16 protein-coding genes are annotated in these 14550 nt (G+C 42.1%); 13 read left to right on the top strand and 3 right to left on the bottom strand.

Annotated features, from left to right (window positions below):
• Positions 1-143: 143 nt before the first annotated feature.
• From AWH61_RS19445 to AWH61_RS19435, 3 genes are read right to left on the bottom strand one after another with little or no spacing between them, the layout of a single operon-like run.
• Positions 144-542, bottom strand: coding sequence for a hypothetical protein (locus AWH61_RS19445; RefSeq protein WP_075177971.1), 399 nt, complete (start codon positions 540-542; stop codon positions 144-146).
• Positions 523-786 (bottom strand): hypothetical protein, encoded by a 264-nt coding sequence (locus AWH61_RS19440; RefSeq protein ID WP_075177970.1) that lies wholly within the window; start codon positions 784-786, stop codon positions 523-525. Before AWH61_RS19440 ends, AWH61_RS19445 begins: the two co-directional genes overlap by 20 nt.
• Complete coding sequence (locus AWH61_RS19435) at positions 786-1661, bottom strand: LAPAL motif-containing putative phage structural protein (protein WP_075177969.1); 876 nt, start codon at positions 1659-1661, stop codon at positions 786-788. The genes AWH61_RS19440 and AWH61_RS19435 overlap by 1 nt, the downstream gene beginning before the upstream one ends.
• 813 nt (positions 1662-2474) lie before the next feature.
• Between AWH61_RS19435 and AWH61_RS19430 the strand changes: the two genes are divergently transcribed.
• The 13 genes from AWH61_RS19430 to AWH61_RS19365 all read left to right on the top strand — a co-directional run bounded on the left by AWH61_RS19430 (position 2475) and on the right by AWH61_RS19365 (position 14547).
• Positions 2475-2696 carry a helix-turn-helix transcriptional regulator gene (locus tag AWH61_RS19430; protein WP_044447590.1) on the top strand — a complete coding sequence of 74 codons (222 nt, stop codon included), beginning with the start codon at positions 2475-2477 and terminating at the stop codon, positions 2694-2696.
• Entirely contained in the window at positions 2696-2986 is a 291-nt protein-coding gene (locus AWH61_RS19425; protein ID WP_075177968.1) for a hypothetical protein, read from the top strand. Before AWH61_RS19430 ends, AWH61_RS19425 begins: the two co-directional genes overlap by 1 nt.
• A 358-nt stretch (positions 2987-3344) precedes the next feature.
• Positions 3345-6278, top strand: coding sequence for a DUF927 domain-containing protein (locus tag AWH61_RS19415; protein WP_075177966.1), 2934 nt, complete (start codon positions 3345-3347; stop codon positions 6276-6278).
• Between the two features lie 1021 nt (positions 6279-7299).
• The gene (locus AWH61_RS19410) at positions 7300-7971 is read left to right on the top strand and encodes a hypothetical protein (RefSeq protein WP_075177965.1); all 672 of its coding nucleotides are present in this window, start codon (positions 7300-7302) and stop codon (positions 7969-7971) included.
• Positions 7972-7982: 11 nt separating this feature from the next.
• Complete coding sequence (locus AWH61_RS19405) at positions 7983-8339, top strand: hypothetical protein (RefSeq protein WP_075177964.1); 357 nt, start codon at positions 7983-7985, stop codon at positions 8337-8339.
• A gap of 301 nt (positions 8340-8640) precedes the next feature.
• Entirely contained in the window at positions 8641-9333 is a 693-nt protein-coding gene (locus AWH61_RS19400) for a tRNA-uridine aminocarboxypropyltransferase (protein ID WP_075177963.1), read from the top strand.
• 74 nt (positions 9334-9407) lie between these two features.
• Positions 9408-9905 (top strand): thiol peroxidase, encoded by a 498-nt coding sequence (gene tpx / locus AWH61_RS19395; protein ID WP_014949606.1) that lies wholly within the window; start codon positions 9408-9410, stop codon positions 9903-9905.
• Between the two features lie 122 nt (positions 9906-10027).
• A complete protein-coding gene (locus tag AWH61_RS19390) occupies positions 10028-10858 on the top strand; it encodes a sulfurtransferase (RefSeq protein WP_075177962.1) in 831 nt (276 codons plus the stop codon).
• A gap of 82 nt (positions 10859-10940) precedes the next feature.
• Positions 10941-11666: a Sir2 family NAD+-dependent deacetylase gene (gene cobB / locus AWH61_RS19385; protein ID WP_075177961.1), complete on the top strand. Its 726-nt coding sequence runs from the start codon at positions 10941-10943 to the stop codon at positions 11664-11666.
• A gap of 12 nt (positions 11667-11678) precedes the next feature.
• Positions 11679-12305 carry a LysE family translocator gene (locus AWH61_RS19380; RefSeq protein ID WP_014949603.1) on the top strand — a complete coding sequence of 209 codons (627 nt, stop codon included), beginning with the start codon at positions 11679-11681 and terminating at the stop codon, positions 12303-12305.
• A gap of 82 nt (positions 12306-12387) precedes the next feature.
• The gene (locus tag AWH61_RS19375; RefSeq protein ID WP_075177960.1) at positions 12388-13119 is read left to right on the top strand and encodes a YciC family protein; all 732 of its coding nucleotides are present in this window, start codon (positions 12388-12390) and stop codon (positions 13117-13119) included.
• Positions 13112-13903 (top strand): glucosaminidase domain-containing protein, encoded by a 792-nt coding sequence (locus AWH61_RS19370; protein ID WP_075177959.1) that lies wholly within the window; start codon positions 13112-13114, stop codon positions 13901-13903. Before AWH61_RS19375 ends, AWH61_RS19370 begins: the two co-directional genes overlap by 8 nt.
• On the top strand, positions 13900-14547 hold the full coding sequence (locus tag AWH61_RS19365; RefSeq protein WP_075177958.1) for a DUF2987 domain-containing protein: 648 nt from the start codon (positions 13900-13902) through the stop codon (positions 14545-14547). Before AWH61_RS19370 ends, AWH61_RS19365 begins: the two co-directional genes overlap by 4 nt.
• Positions 14548-14550: the final 3 nt, after the last annotated feature.

Here is a 14550-nt window from a genome sequence, read left to right as displayed (position 1 = left end):
TAGTTTCTAACTTAGTCAGAGGCCAGGCTGCTGCATATGTTAGCGGTACATTGCGACCACTAAGTGTTGTGAATGTAAGTTCAAAAAAGTTGTATTTTCATAGCCCGACTAGAATGTCGGGCTATAGGGGAATGAAAGTTAGTCTAGGTTTGAGTGCGCCGGGTTGGCGCTTCCGACGTAGGAGTAATTTCCGGTGCTCTTTGCCTAGAGCGCATCAACATAAATAACTCAGTTTGAAGTTCTTTCTTATGTTCAGCCAGCAAGTTAGTGTTTTTTAAATCCTTCTCACAGCGCTTTATTTGGTCGTCAACCTTCTCATGGTACATTTTATAAGCTCGTTTAGCGGATGCTTCACTAAATGATGACCAGCCTAATAAGACTCTTAAGTACTCGAATAAAAACAACGCACCTGTTATTGTCGCAGGAACAATCGTCATTAGCAGTTCTTTTAAGTCACCGCCTATTTTGAAATATGCAATGATTGCGAGAAGTCCAGATGAAACCCCTCCCGCTCCTAATTTTTCAATTTTCCCTAGTGCCATGACCAAATCCTAATGACTGTAACCGTTTTTCGAGGTCCAGCGCGTAGTCTGTTTTTGGGTCAACTACCACTGAATATGTCTTATCGCCATCCTTGAATGTAAGCTTCAAGTAACGCTTTTGAAATAAACGAGTCCAAATAGGCATTGTTATCGTGAAAGCAATTTTTGCAATCAAGGGCGCAGCTAAGATCGAAGAGATCAAGAATACACCTTCAAGCAGCAAATTAATTTCATGAGAACTCATTAGAGTACCTTTTTAGATTCTTCCACACGATGGCGGATAACTTGTTCAATAGACCTTGTTGTTGTGGTCTTTCCGTCAACGATACGTTCGACAGTCTTTAGTTTTACTTCAAACATGTCACCTTTAATGAACTGACGCTCTCGGTTCGTTATACGTTCCATGAATGCCTCATCGTTCATTCTAGCCGATACTTCATCATTATTGGGCAGTCTGATCTTCCAGCCCGTTTTACTTTCTAGTGCGACAACTGTAAATACTACGTTAATGGCTTTTTCTGTAGTTATTTCCTCTGCCATAAGTCTTCTTGAGGGCGCTTTGAAGTACTCCACTTCTTCCGGTGTTACTTCTTCGACGACCTCGTTGTTATCGTCCAACAGCTTTACTGTAGCACCATCCTCAAAATCAGATGCTTTTTTCACTACTTCGGAAATATGCTTTCTGATTGAAAAGTTAGAAACTAACTTGTCTACAGTTACGGGGATCTTTACTTTTTCACCGTCATCAAATGTAATCTCTGCAACATCATCAATAATTTGCTTTTCAACTTGCTTCCGATTGCGCAGGGCTTTTAGCGCCCCAAAAACAGTACCAATTGAAACAGATGCGGTCGTGGTTGCAATACCAAGCGCACGAAGCACTTCAATACCACCATTATCTAGCCACGCAACAAACTCTACAATGAAAGAGCCTGGTTCGTGTGCTTGAACTTCGACCCTTGCGTCTGCTTCCTCACCATGTAAGACCTTTGTAGACTCTTTTATTAACTGAGACATATTAATCAGGCTGGTGCCCAATATGGATGCATCAATCGTATTATCTGCAGTTGAATTAGAATCGTAAGAAAGCTTGAAGACGTATTTGTTATCCGTAGACATTGAATTTCTCCCTGAAAATTTCGGCGTAATATAATTCATTGTGAGATGACAATACAGAGTTTCTTAGTCCCTGTTCGAATCTCATTTACAATGTTTTAGTTCTTATAAGGTTTAAATCTCATCTATATAGACAAGTCTTTCTAGAATGGCTTACAGCTCGCCGATATGCAATAGCAGCTAACAACCGTAATGTTTTGAATCTCCAGAACGAGAGTACCTAGCTCATTCTTTAGTAGCTCCACAAAAAAATCATTTTTCCGACAAGTATTTCAACAAGTCGAAACCAGCATCTAATTTCCCTTCCCATAATTCTACGCATACTTTCCTAGACATGGTGTTACGTATTGACCAACAGAGAATATAATCCAAAGGCTAAAAGGGCTAGGAAGCAATCATTAAGAATATCAATTTCCGCTACTAATGTGACGTGTGACGTATGTTCTTTTAAATGCTTAGAAGAGTAGCTTCATAGTGAGCATTAAATGTGAATATAGATGGCTAGCTAAATACAGCTTCATTGAGGATTGGGTTCGCAAAGCGACCATCGACGATGGTTATTACTCATAGGTTATCTCTGTGAAAGTACTTTCTTACTGGTTCGAATAGAGAGTACACATCAAGTCATATGGTCATGATTAACCGAATAGCTAATTAAAAGTAAGTTACAAAAAGTTAGGGGGATTTCTTCCTTATTTCCGTGTAAACCCCCTAGGGGGGTTACTAACCATCTGCAAAGTAAACCCCACTTATTATCATTGTTAGAGTGTTCATAATTGTTTCTTCATCAACTGAGAAAGTACTTAAGAGACAATTATGAACAAGAATGTAGCTAACGATTACCCACAAGACGACCCGATTTTAAGAATGAGGGACGTTGAAAAATCCGTAGGTCTGAAAAAGCCAACTATCTACAAGCTTATAAAGCAATCTCAATTCCCTTCACCTATTAATCTAGGTGGTAGAGCAAGCGGTTGGCTTCTTTCAGAAATTAATCAATGGAAAGCTGAACGTATAGCAATATCACGGGGGCAGTAATGCAAAAGACAATCCCGTATAAGCCTGATCACTTCTATTTTCTGGGTTCTACTGTAAATCAAGTTTTAGGCTTTCGAGCTGCTCGCGGTACTGGCCCATGCGAAGTGATGGAAACAGAGAACGAGGGCTATTATTTGGAATATGTCCCCTCTAGTAACTTAGAGCTTCAGTTCAAGTTTAAACACAATACATTGGCTAACGGTGGTAAATGCCTGGTCTACGAAATCCCCGAAACTTTCAACCTTCTTTCAGTAAGCGACAAAGCTAAGCAAATGGGGTTAGACCTATGAAATTACGAGAGCTAACAAGTAAAGAGCACCTCAAACCCGAATACGTGTATATCATTGGGGATAGTGAGCATAGAGTACTCGGTTTTCTTGAAGTGTTACGCGTGGCCCGTCAGCCTATAGAGCAATTCACAGTTAACAACTTAATATACCTCTGCTACCCACCAGCAACCGAAATCAATCAGCTACCAAGGGAAGTCATTAACTTACCTTGTGGCGCTACGTGTGTGGTGCATTGGCTAACCTTCAAAGCAAAAAAACGAAAACCCCAAAAGCCTGTAGCCCTTTTCTCAGCTCATGTGAAATCGCAATCAATGAGCAGAATAAACAAAGCTAAGTCTTGCAGTAAGAAGAGGTATTAATGGGTAAGTTAGATTTTAAAGGCCTAAATGAGTATGCGTTGAGTAATATTGATAGCGTATTACATCATTACTTGCCTAACGGAAAGCATGAGGGCCATGAGTACAAGCCATTAAACCCAAGAAGAGCAGACAATAAATCTGGTTCATTCAGTATTAATACCAATACAGGTGTTTGGGCTGACTTTGCAGATAGTGAAGCGAAAGGACAAGACGTTATATCTTTGGTGGCTTATGTTACAAACAAGTCCCAAGGCGAAGCATTCAAAGAGCTTAGCGATTTACTCAACTATGGTAATAGAGTCGCAACAAAGACAAATAAAAGCGCCACAAATACCCGTAGGAATAGTGAGGAATGGTTACACGTAACGCCTGTGCCGCCCGAATTTGTTAAACGTTGCTTTAAAAAACACCTAAAGCACGGCTTACCTACTTTTACATGGGAATACAGGGACGCTAACAATCAGCTCATTCTTAAAGTACTGCGCTTTGATAAACAAATAGACGGCAAAAGAGAAAAAGTATTTGCTCCGTTAGCCCTATATAGAAACCGTGATACTGGTGAAATCAAGTGGCGATGGTCTATGCCAAAAATAAACCGTCCATTGTACGGCTTACACGAACTAGCCAAGCGCCTCAAATCCACAGTAGTGCTTACAGAGGGGGAGAAGGCCGCAGACGCGGCAAAAGCATTGTTCCCTAGCTGTGTTTGTATGACGTGGCCTAATGGCTCTAAGTCTATCAGTAAGGCCGATTTCACACCGTTGGCTAGGCGCAATGTAATCATATGGCCAGATAATGATAATGCCGGTATTAAGTGCGCCAAAGAGCTTAAGAACTTACTCACTTCACTAGATGCAGCAAGCATTCGAATTATTGATTTAGACAGCTTAGCTAAAACCCCTCTTTCTGAAAGCGAAGGTGGCCCCTTATTTGGTGAAGGTTGCACGTGGCCCGATAAAGCGGATGCCGCAGACGCTATTGAGGTAGGCTGGGGCGCTACACACTTAGAAGCGTTAAAGAAAAGTGGTGAACTATTCATAAAAGAGGCGGTTACACACGCCCCTAGCGATATTAAGCCTAACGTGCCTCAAGGCTTTAAATTAACCGATAACGGTGTAGAAGCGTTTTACAAGTCTGATGACAAAGGCAATGAGATATACAAGCGAATATGTGCCCCTTTAGAACTGTTAGCCTTAACCCGTGATGCTGGTGGCTCTGGTCAAGATTGGGGTGTACTTGTGCGCTTTAAAGACTATGACGGCCAAGAGAAGCGCTTAAATATTCCTAAGCGCCTGTTTGCTACTGACGGTGGTTCAGACATTAGAAAACAATTGCTTTCAGAGGGGCTTCATATAGAGCCACGCTCGCAAGAGAAAGGAAAACTCATTGATTACCTTAACTGCCCTGACATAACCAATAGAGTAGGTTTAGTTAAAAAGTTAGGTTGGCATAAAAACGCTTTCATTTTGCCCGACCAAACAATAGGCGAAACAGAGTCACCGCTTCTCTACGACAATGAAAACGCCCGTGATTGTAAATTAAAGGCCGCTGGCGCTATATCAGATTGGCAACGTGAAATAGCGTCATATTGCGAAGGAAACCCCTTGCTTACTCTTGCTGTATCTTTGGCCTTTGCTGGCCCCCTAGTTAGCTTGATGGGGCTTTCTGAGAATGTTGGTTTTCACTTCTACGGTGACAGTTCGTTAGGTAAGTCCACGTTAATGAATGTTGCTTGTTCTGTGTATGGTAAGCCTAGCGAATTTAAAGGCTCATGGCGTACCACTGATAACGCTTTGGAAGATACCGCAGCTTTACATTCAGACATGCTATTGGCGCTCGATGAGCTGAACGAAGCTAACCCCCTTACTATTGAGGGGATCATATACATGGTTGGTAACGGTAAAGGAAAGAACCGCTCTGGCCCTGACTATGCTAAGAAAAAAACACAGCGTTGGAACCTAGCGTTCTTGTCAAACGGTGAAAAGACTATTGATGACTACTTAGGCAGCATTGGCAAAGCTGTTAATGGTGGTGTTCACATGCGTTTTCTTTCTTTGCCAGCTTCTCAGCACGAAGATGAAGCACTTAAAAAGCGTAATGGCATATACACCAATACACATAACTTTATTAACGGTGCTGCATTGTCTGACCACTTAAACAAGGCGTGTGAAAAGTACCACGGTGAACCGTTCTTAGAGTTTATCAAGCAATTAACCAGTACCGACTTAGGCGAACTAATTAAAGTACATCATGCAGAGATTGCAACATACAGAGAACGTGTGCTTGGTAATGATGCAGGTGGACAAGCGGTAAGGGCCTTTCAAAAATTTGCGTTGGTGGGCTTAGCTGGTGAGCTTGCTTCAACTTTTGGCATTACTGGATGGAGCGAGGGCCATTCTATTCAATCGGCTATATCGTTGTTTAAAATGTGGGTAGATATTCGCGGTGGTACTGGGAACGTGGAAGAAATACAGCTTCTTAATCACCTGGCGAAGCAAATAAAGCTTTATGGTGAAAAGCACTTTAAACGGTGGGATAGAAGAGGGGCAAAAGACCCTATGGTCATTGATGAGCACGTACCATCTAAATTAGAAATGTGGGGCTATAGAGAGCAAATTACTATTAGGCACCCTGACAAAGACGCCACCACAGACCATATGTATTACGTCTATAAAGATATTTTTATGGATGTCATGTGTAAAGGGTTTGATGGTAAGAGGGCCGCTCGACTGCTTAGAGACCTAGGCGTTTCTATGCTTAGACCGTCAGAGTTAGAACGTAAGAAGCTAAACACCTCTGAAGCTCTACCTAATGCTGGTGGTAAGTCTCAACAGGTGATTAAGTTCAAGGCATCTTCACTCTTTGAAGCTGTAGATAGAATGGCTTTAAGCGATAGTGAACAAGACGAAGCTGAACATGCTAAGTCAGCCTGATTATGTGTATATATCAATGGATGATGCTTAATATACTAAGCCTGTTTAGATATACAGGTTTAGTATTGTTACATGCAATTAACTACCTAAGTGCATTGCTCCAACTGCTCATTTCTTTCTCTGTAAGCACCTATAACACACCATCTATCTTATTAAATTTGCACTATGCAGTACCTATTTGCACTTTGTTTATAGCCGTTTGCAGTAGTGCAAATTCTAAATATGTACTTATAAACATAGGGTTACAACTCCCGTTTGCACTATTTGCACTTTTTGCACTCTATTTTACTAGGTCAGGGGTTCGTCCCTTCTACCCTGCGCAACGGGGCATAACGCGCTTTCAGTTGTAAAGACTTCTAAACAGACTTCACACAAGTGAAGTGCAATGGTGTACACCCACCACCATAACCTTTGCCAACAAACTCACTTCACAATGCTATTTGCCTATGCTTTTTCACGGGTCCTTTTGGAAAGGGGGGGTTGTACGGCACACGGAACCGCGTATCTTTAACAGCTATAGAAAATTTCAAAGGGGGGTTATATTTTAATTGAGATAACTTCATTAAAATCATTGGTTTAAATGATATGTAAATTCATACTTAGTTCGATTTATATGCTTTGGCTCAATTTAATGGTGGGCACATTGCACCGTTAAATTGAATGTTTGCACTAAGGTATTGTATACCAGACCTAATTTATAAATATTACTCAAAGGGTAACTGAGTTTTACCTCGTTATGGTTGTCCATACCCAATACAACAACACCAAAATATAGTGTGTCGAATCGGGCTTCTCTTCGCGTGAAAGCAAAAAGTTAAGGGGCACGGGGTTAGATAGGCATATTTCTACTGCAAAAAGTGCAAAAAGTGCAAAAAGTGCAAATGATAGAAATAACTGTATATTTATCAGTTGAATATTGTGTTTGCACTTTTGATTAACGTTTAAAGTAAAGTGCAAATTTAGAAACGATAGTGCAAATTTTTAAGGGCCGAAATATGCTTTTGATAAAAGGTGTAAAGATATGACTGAGTGGGGCTACGGGTTAGTAGTATTGGTGCATGGGCTCATTGCAGCGTATTTATTAACTTATATCAAAAAAAAGGCTAGTGACCTGGCTACAAAGGAAAACCTAGAGGACTTAAAATTACAGCTGCATGAGACAACTACTGTGGTGAAAAGTACCGAACAGCACATAATGTCTGACGTATGGGTAGCGCAGAAAAGGTGGGAAATTAAGAAAGAGTTTTACTCTAATGCACTAGCCAATTTCGAAATAATACTTGATGCGCTCAAAGTCGTCGAGAACAGTCTAAAGCCCAGTGAAAATGACAGGCCGCAACCATCAAAAACATTGGTTAGTGAAAAAGAAAAGATGATCAAGTCTGCCAATTCAATGCTTGAAAATGAAGTGAAAACTATCGGTACTCTGTTTCTTGATAAGGAAGTGCTAAGCGCAATAGACAGGTACCTTAAAGCGGAGGAAAGGAGACAGGCTAAAATTGATTTAGAGCTTCTTGATCCCGACTGCACAGACCCAAGTGTGGGTGAAGAATACCATAGCTGGTCCTCCTATATATGCCACCAGCTTGCTGAGTGCATAGAAGCTCATAGGCTGCTAGTGGAATACGCCAGAGAAGATCTACAAGTGATGTGGCAAAGTGATAACAGGCATTCGAAAAATTACGACAAATAGGAAGCAAATTAATGGAAAAAATACGGGTTACCACGTTTAAAGGTTCCACTGAATCATTTTGCGAAGTATTAGACGAAGCGCAGCTCAAACATAGCAAAGTATTTCATCTATCTGAAAGCGTAATGGCTTCCGGATTAACCATAGAGATTATATTGCACGGCGGCTTTGGGGCACTGGCTGTGGCTTGTTTGGCGTGGGTTCGTTATAAGAAAAATAGGCGTATTAATATCAGAACCAAAGAAGGTACCAGTGTTTGGTTAGAAGGTTATTCAGCAGAGGACGCTACAAAAATCTTGGCGCGAGCTGAAAGTATCGCTGTTATAGAAACGGAGCCGAGTGAAAGCTCGAAAGAAAGAGCTACAAAATAATACCGTTTCGCTATATAAAGTTAATTTTTTATAACCACCAGCGATACCTTAATTATGTAAGGCAAAGCAAGTTAATTGGTGCTACATTTGGTGCTATAAATGATGAGGGTTATATAAAATAGCTAGTTAAATCAATTTGTTAGGTTTGTTTTTTAACTTCGGCCCCGGCACCATTTATCTACTCCCAATTTTCCAAACTTTAAATCAAAAAATTGATAAGATAATTGCGCTCTTTTATCACACGTTTCTATGGTAAAATCCATAAAAATTTTGGCAAAGACGTACTATCTTGAATTCTGTTATGTCACTTCGTTTAGACGAGTTATCTCGTGCTGAACGTCCATTCCACGCTCGTGGGAGTAAAGTAGTTCGCTGCGACGCATGTCTGCTTCCAACGCAAAACTGTATTTGTGAATTTAAGCCTGAGGCTGGCACTGATGTGGCGGTTTTGTTCTTGATGTACAAAGGCGAATATTATAAGCCTACTAATACCGGTCGTTTAATTGCGGACGTGGTTAAAGATAACCACGCATTTTTGTGGAAGCGCACCGAGCCAGAAGAGGCGCTATTGGCGTTACTTCGCAACGAAAAATATTTTCCTATCGTGGTATTTCCACACGAATATGCTGCAACTGAACGTTGTATTGATACGCCACCATTGAATACTGGGAAAACGTTACTATTTATTTTCTTGGATGGAACGTGGCGTGAAGCAAAAAAAATGTTCGTGAAGAGCCCTTACTTGCATGACTTTCCTGTGTTGGGCGTGAGTATGGACGTAGCGTCAGATTATTTACTACGCGAATCTACCCATGATTTCCAACACTGTACTGCTGAAGTTGGTATTAGCGTTTTAGACCTTGCAGAACAGAAGCAAGGGGCGCAAACCTTAGCGCATTATTTCAGTGTGTTTAGACGGGAATATTTAAAAGGTAAGCCGCATTTGCAGCATAAGCTTGCGTTTGCAGAGTCGCAGGTTAAAAGTAACATTTAAAAAGCGTCACTTTTATTTGCGAAAGTATTGTTTTACATCCACTATTTCATATTAACAAAACACGGAGAAAGCGAATGGCATCAGTTACTTTTCAAGGCAATACAGTTACGACAAAGGGTCAGCTTCCTGAAGTAGGCACATCTGCACCAGACTTTACATTAGTGAAAGCAGATTTGGGTGAAGTAACACTGTCTGAGCTTGCAGGAAAAAATGTGGTATTAAACATTTTCCCTTCTATCGACACGGGAACATGTGCAATGTCTGTGCGTAAATTCAACGAAGAAGCGGCAAAATTGGATAACACTACAGTTATCTGTGTATCGGCAGATCTTCCGTTTGCAGCGGGTCGTTTCTGTGGTGCTGAAGGTATTGAAAATGTACTTACAGGCTCGACTTTCCGCTCAAGCTTTGGTGATGACTATGGTGTTACCTTTGAATCAGCGCCGCTTACTGGGCTGCTGTCTCGTTCAGTAGTGGTTATCGATGCCGAAGGCAAAGTGGTTTACACAGAGCAAGTTGCAGAAACAACAGAAGAGCCGAACTACGACGCGGCTATCGCAGCTCTTAGCTAAGTAGATCCGCAACATAGGTTAGTTGGTTAGCTAACTATGTAATGTGTTTGAATACGTACCGATTTGTTTTATCGGGGTATTACAGGGCACTCACTGATGTGGGTGCCTTTTAGGAGAATGTAATGGCATCGGTATTGCTCTCAGTTGGTGAATTAGCCAATGTAATGCAACAAAAGCCGGTAACGCTTGTACGAGCGTTAATGGACGACCCCGTTTCAAAAACACCAGATACGCGCACGGCAATGGTTTTACCTGCGTCAGTCGACTTTGACTTAGATAGTGAAGGTAGCGATCACACTACAGGTCTCCCTCACAGTATGCCTTCTGCAAATGACCTTGCAATTTATCTTGGTAATCAGGGTATAACAGCGAATACACCTATTACGGTATACGATACCCGTGGAATATATTCTGCGCCAAGAGTGTGGTGGATGTTAAAAGCGTTGGGCCACCAAGATGTTTATATATTAAATGGCGGACAGCCTGCATGGGAAAAAGCAGCGCTGCCGGTTTCAGAACAACAACAATACGGAAAATTAACCTATCAAGCTACACCTAGGCCTGGTTGGTTCGCAAATTCCGGTGCAGTTCTTCAGGCAATAAATACTGAAGCACAACTTGTTGATGCGCGTAGCGCGCCGCGATTCAAAGGAGAAGTGTCAGAGCCTCGTGAAGGAGTACGTTCAGGTCATATGCCTGGAGCGTTTAATATTCCTTTTGACACCTTACTCAAAAGCGGGCATTTTTTGCCAGTTGATCATCTTAAGGCTATTTTTGACCGCGCTAATATCGATTTACGCAAACCTATTATTTGTACGTGTGGTTCTGGCGTTACCGCCTGCATAATTGGTGTGGCGGCATTATTGTGCGGCGCTACTCAGGTTTCAGTATACGATGGCTCTTGGTCAGAGTGGGGCGCTGATACTCAATATCCTGTGGTCAAAGATATGTAAAGAGTCGCGGCTTTTAACTAAGTAAATATACAACATGCTAATCGTATAATTAGCGCTATAACTACAGAGTAAGAACAACCTGATGCCATCTGATCAATCTCTACCCAATATTGTTATTCTTACCGGTGCGGGTATTTCCGCTGAATCTGGATTAAAGACATTTCGGGATAATGACGGCCTTTGGGAAAATCATCGCGTAGAAGAGGTGGCCACCCCAGAGGCTTTTGAACAAGATCCTAGCTTAGTTTATCGCTTTTACAACGCTCGACGTGCGCAGTTACAGCAAGACGACGTGAATCCTAATGCAGCGCATGAGGCGCTGGCCAAACTTGAGAAAGCGTTCGGTAGCAACCTGATGTTGGTTACTCAAAATGTGGATGACTTGCATGAGCGCGGTGGAAGCCAGTCTGTTTACCATATGCATGGCAAGCTGCTATCTGCGCGCTGCGCTATAAGCCAGCAGACTTTTGACTGGAGTGATAGTTTTGATCACACCACTAAATGCCCGTGTTGCAACAGAGTAACCTTACGACCGGACATCGTGTGGTTTGGTGAAATGCCCATGTACATGGAAGAGATTTACGATGCGCTTTCAAAGGCTGATGTGTTTATTGCCATTGGCACATCAGGTAATGTCTATCCTGCCGCGGGTTTTGTTCAGATCGCTAAAGAAAGTGGCGCACACACTATAGAGGCAAATTTGGCGCCGGGCGTAACTAATGCACTGTTCGATGAATCGCTAACAGGCCCTGCTTCTCACATCGTCCCACAATGGGTTGATCAATTAATATTAAAGTACGCGCTGTAGGAGGCGCATAACATGCAGTATATGAATGAGTTTCTTACCATTGCGTTGGTACACCTTGTGGCTGTTGCTAGCCCAGGGCCAGATTTCGCGGTGGTTGTTCGAAACAGCGTGGCCTATGGCAGACGTATCGCCATGTACACCAGTATAGGGATTGGCTTAGCTATATTACTGCATGTGGCTTACTCGTTAGTGGGGCTTAGTGTAGTTATTGCAACTACTCCATGGTTATTCACCACATTTAGCTATGCCGCCGCAGCTTATTTACTGTACCTTGCGTTTGGTGCGCTTAGAAGCGGGCCTGTAAAGCAGGACCAGGCAGTTAACGCTGAAAAGAAAACATCCCACATATCTGCAAAGCGCGCAGTTTGGATGGGCTTTCTCACAAATGGACTAAACCCAAAAGCAACGCTATTTTTCCTCTCATTGTTTACTGCAATTATTAGTATTGATACTCCATTTACAGTGAAACTTGGCTACGGTATCTATTTAGCTATAGCTACTGGACTGTGGTTCTGTTTTCTTTCATACCTTTTGAGCACCAGTAAAGTAGCTGAGCTTATTGGTAAAAAAGGGTATTGGTTAGACCGTGCGATGGGGGTGCTACTCGTCGGTTTAGCTGCGAAATTAGTACTAGGTTAACGTTTGTTTACCTTACAAACAGGCATTTGTTTTTGTGAATTGGTATAATCGCGCCGATTTTTCAAAAAGATAAGAGAGTTGTGTGAAAGACGTAAACCAAGACCGCCTGAACGATACGTTGTCTAAACAGTATCAATTTGATACCAAAGGTCTATTGCGCCGCGCTGCCGGTTTAACAAAGGCAAACTTTTCATCATTGCTGCAGGGAAGTGTTGTTCTATTTTTGACGTTTGTCGTGTTAGGTGTATTTGCTCAGCAGTACATCACAATAAATGACGATGGGACCTATGTATTCGAGCATCAATCTATCATAGAAATTGTTGCAATCTGCATCGTTGCCCCGCTGTTGACTGGGTTGTATATGATGGGCGTTTTTGTTGCCCGCGGCACTAAAACTTCAGTATTTACCGTATTCCAGTTTTTCCCCTTGATATTTTTGCTGGCGCTAACTCAGCTAGTGAACAGTATTCTTGTTCAACTAGGTATGATGTTGCTTATTATACCCGGCGTTTATTTTTATTTAGCCTCGTCCTTTTCACTTATGTTGGTTGCTGACAGAAAGTTAACGCCAATTAGCGCGATCATCCTGTCGTGTCGCGTATTTAATGCATACTGGGCTCAAATCGCCAGCATATTTGGTGTGTTCTTTTTACTGTTTGTGTCGGTGCCATTAACGCTGGGCTTTTCACTTATTTGGGTATTACCTTTTTATTTTAGTATGATGGGCTTGCTCTATCAGGAACTGATTGGCGAGCAGGGAGTAAGCACGGAAGCATCTGAAAACGATGTGAATGAGTCTAGCTTCGATGCATAAGCGTGAAACCTTTAAAATTGTCCTCATTACGTTAGGCGTATTGGCGGTAATCGTCATTAACGCCATAATTTTTACTGAGGACGAACCGGATATTTTAGATATACCGCAAACGGTTGAAGCTAAAAAGCCGGTGCCTAACTTCTCTGCCTATACAGATGTAAAAGAGAAGAAAGAGGCATTTTTTAACTATTTACGTCCCGAAATAGAGAAGCAGAATGCGTATCTACTCACGCTAAGACATTACGTACAAACCTTATATAGAAAGGCGTTAGCTAACGATACGCTCTCTGAAGAAGATATGGCAAGGCTTGAATGGTTAGAAGAGGAATATCGAGTTAAGCCAACGCAGCCGCTAAAGTCAAAATTGCTAGCTTTACTACAAAAGATTGATGTTCTACCAGCCGAACTCGTGCTCGTGCAAGCCGCGAATGAGTCAGCTTGGGGCACCAGCCGGTTCGCAAGAAAGGGCTATAACTTCTTTGGCTTATGGTGTTTCTCTAAGGGGTGTGGTTTTGTTCCTAACCGTCGAAACGATGGGGCATCTCATGAAGTCGCCAAATTCGACAGTTTGTCGCGTGCAACGTACACCTACATGCGAAATTTAAACCGCCACGACGCGTATGCGGATTTAAGAGAGATCCGCAGTCGACTGCGTGCAAACCAAATTCCTATTACTGGTGTTGCGTTAGCTGAAGGGCTAATGAACTATTCTGAGCGAGGAGCCGCTTATGTTGAAGAGCTTCAAACTATGATCCTATTTAACGAGGAGTTTTTATCCGAATGATACGCGCTGCTTTATTTTTTGCTTCATCTCTGTTTATTGGTGTAGGCAGTTCTTCCGTTGCTGCTGAAACGATAGATGTTGAGTACAGCCGTTTCTATAGCCATGTTAAAAAGCTGGATAATGAAGATACCCAAGCACTTCAGTTTGCATTCGGGTTTGTTCGTGTTGGCGAAGGGCGTTTATGTGAAGTTAACGGAGCGTCTATCGTAACCGATAAGAAAACAATGCCCTTAGAAGTGAGTGATGAAGGGCGATTCACGGTGCCTACTGAAAAGGCCCTGAAACTTGCCAACGCACTGGTTCGCATCGATTTAAACGAACGCGCGAACGTGTGTGATATGTCGGTACAACTTGAAACCAAGCCGGAATATCTTAAGCAGTATTACACAAAAGACGACCTTACGTTTTTGTATGGTCAGTACGAAGCTTTCTTTAATGAAATGGGAAGCTTCTTGTCTTTCATGATGCCCTCGGTAAAGGGCTTGATGATTCAGTTTGATGACAAGAATTTAGATTTCATTACACCACAAGGTGTGCAAATCAATAACGGCGTGTTGCATCTAGAACAAGATTGGATCAACGACGCAAAAGGCTTAACACTGCCTCACGCGCCGCTACGTGTTACCGCTATGGCTTCAAGCTAGATG

It is taken from the genome of Alteromonas sp. W12, assembly GCF_001924945.1.
Classification (GTDB): domain Bacteria; phylum Pseudomonadota; class Gammaproteobacteria; order Enterobacterales; family Alteromonadaceae; genus Alteromonas; species Alteromonas macleodii.
This window is presented reverse-complemented; position numbering and strand designations above follow the sequence as displayed.

What these genes read in the sequence shown, in the direction of transcription:
- AWH61_RS19445 (WP_075177971.1), bottom strand. Translation starts at nt 542, where the DNA reads ATGGCACTAGGGAAAATTGAAAAATTAGGAGCGGGAGGGGTTTCATCT.
- AWH61_RS19440 (WP_075177970.1), bottom strand. Translation starts at nt 786, where the DNA reads ATGAGTTCTCATGAAATTAATTTGCTGCTTGAAGGTGTATTCTTGATC.
- AWH61_RS19435 (WP_075177969.1), bottom strand. Translation starts at nt 1,661, where the DNA reads ATGTCTACGGATAACAAATACGTCTTCAAGCTTTCTTACGATTCTAAT.
- AWH61_RS19430 (WP_044447590.1), top strand. Translation starts at nt 2,475, where the DNA reads ATGAACAAGAATGTAGCTAACGATTACCCACAAGACGACCCGATTTTA.
- AWH61_RS19425 (WP_075177968.1), top strand. Translation starts at nt 2,696, where the DNA reads ATGCAAAAGACAATCCCGTATAAGCCTGATCACTTCTATTTTCTGGGT.
- AWH61_RS19415 (WP_075177966.1), top strand. Translation starts at nt 3,345, where the DNA reads ATGGGTAAGTTAGATTTTAAAGGCCTAAATGAGTATGCGTTGAGTAAT.
- AWH61_RS19410 (WP_075177965.1), top strand. Translation starts at nt 7,300, where the DNA reads ATGACTGAGTGGGGCTACGGGTTAGTAGTATTGGTGCATGGGCTCATT.
- AWH61_RS19405 (WP_075177964.1), top strand. Translation starts at nt 7,983, where the DNA reads ATGGAAAAAATACGGGTTACCACGTTTAAAGGTTCCACTGAATCATTT.
- AWH61_RS19400 (WP_075177963.1), top strand. Translation starts at nt 8,641, where the DNA reads ATGTCACTTCGTTTAGACGAGTTATCTCGTGCTGAACGTCCATTCCAC.
- tpx (WP_014949606.1), top strand. Translation starts at nt 9,408, where the DNA reads ATGGCATCAGTTACTTTTCAAGGCAATACAGTTACGACAAAGGGTCAG.
- AWH61_RS19390 (WP_075177962.1), top strand. Translation starts at nt 10,028, where the DNA reads ATGGCATCGGTATTGCTCTCAGTTGGTGAATTAGCCAATGTAATGCAA.
- cobB (WP_075177961.1), top strand. Translation starts at nt 10,941, where the DNA reads ATGCCATCTGATCAATCTCTACCCAATATTGTTATTCTTACCGGTGCG.
- AWH61_RS19380 (WP_014949603.1), top strand. Translation starts at nt 11,679, where the DNA reads ATGCAGTATATGAATGAGTTTCTTACCATTGCGTTGGTACACCTTGTG.
- AWH61_RS19370 (WP_075177959.1), top strand. Translation starts at nt 13,112, where the DNA reads ATGCATAAGCGTGAAACCTTTAAAATTGTCCTCATTACGTTAGGCGTA.
- AWH61_RS19365 (WP_075177958.1), top strand. Translation starts at nt 13,900, where the DNA reads ATGATACGCGCTGCTTTATTTTTTGCTTCATCTCTGTTTATTGGTGTA.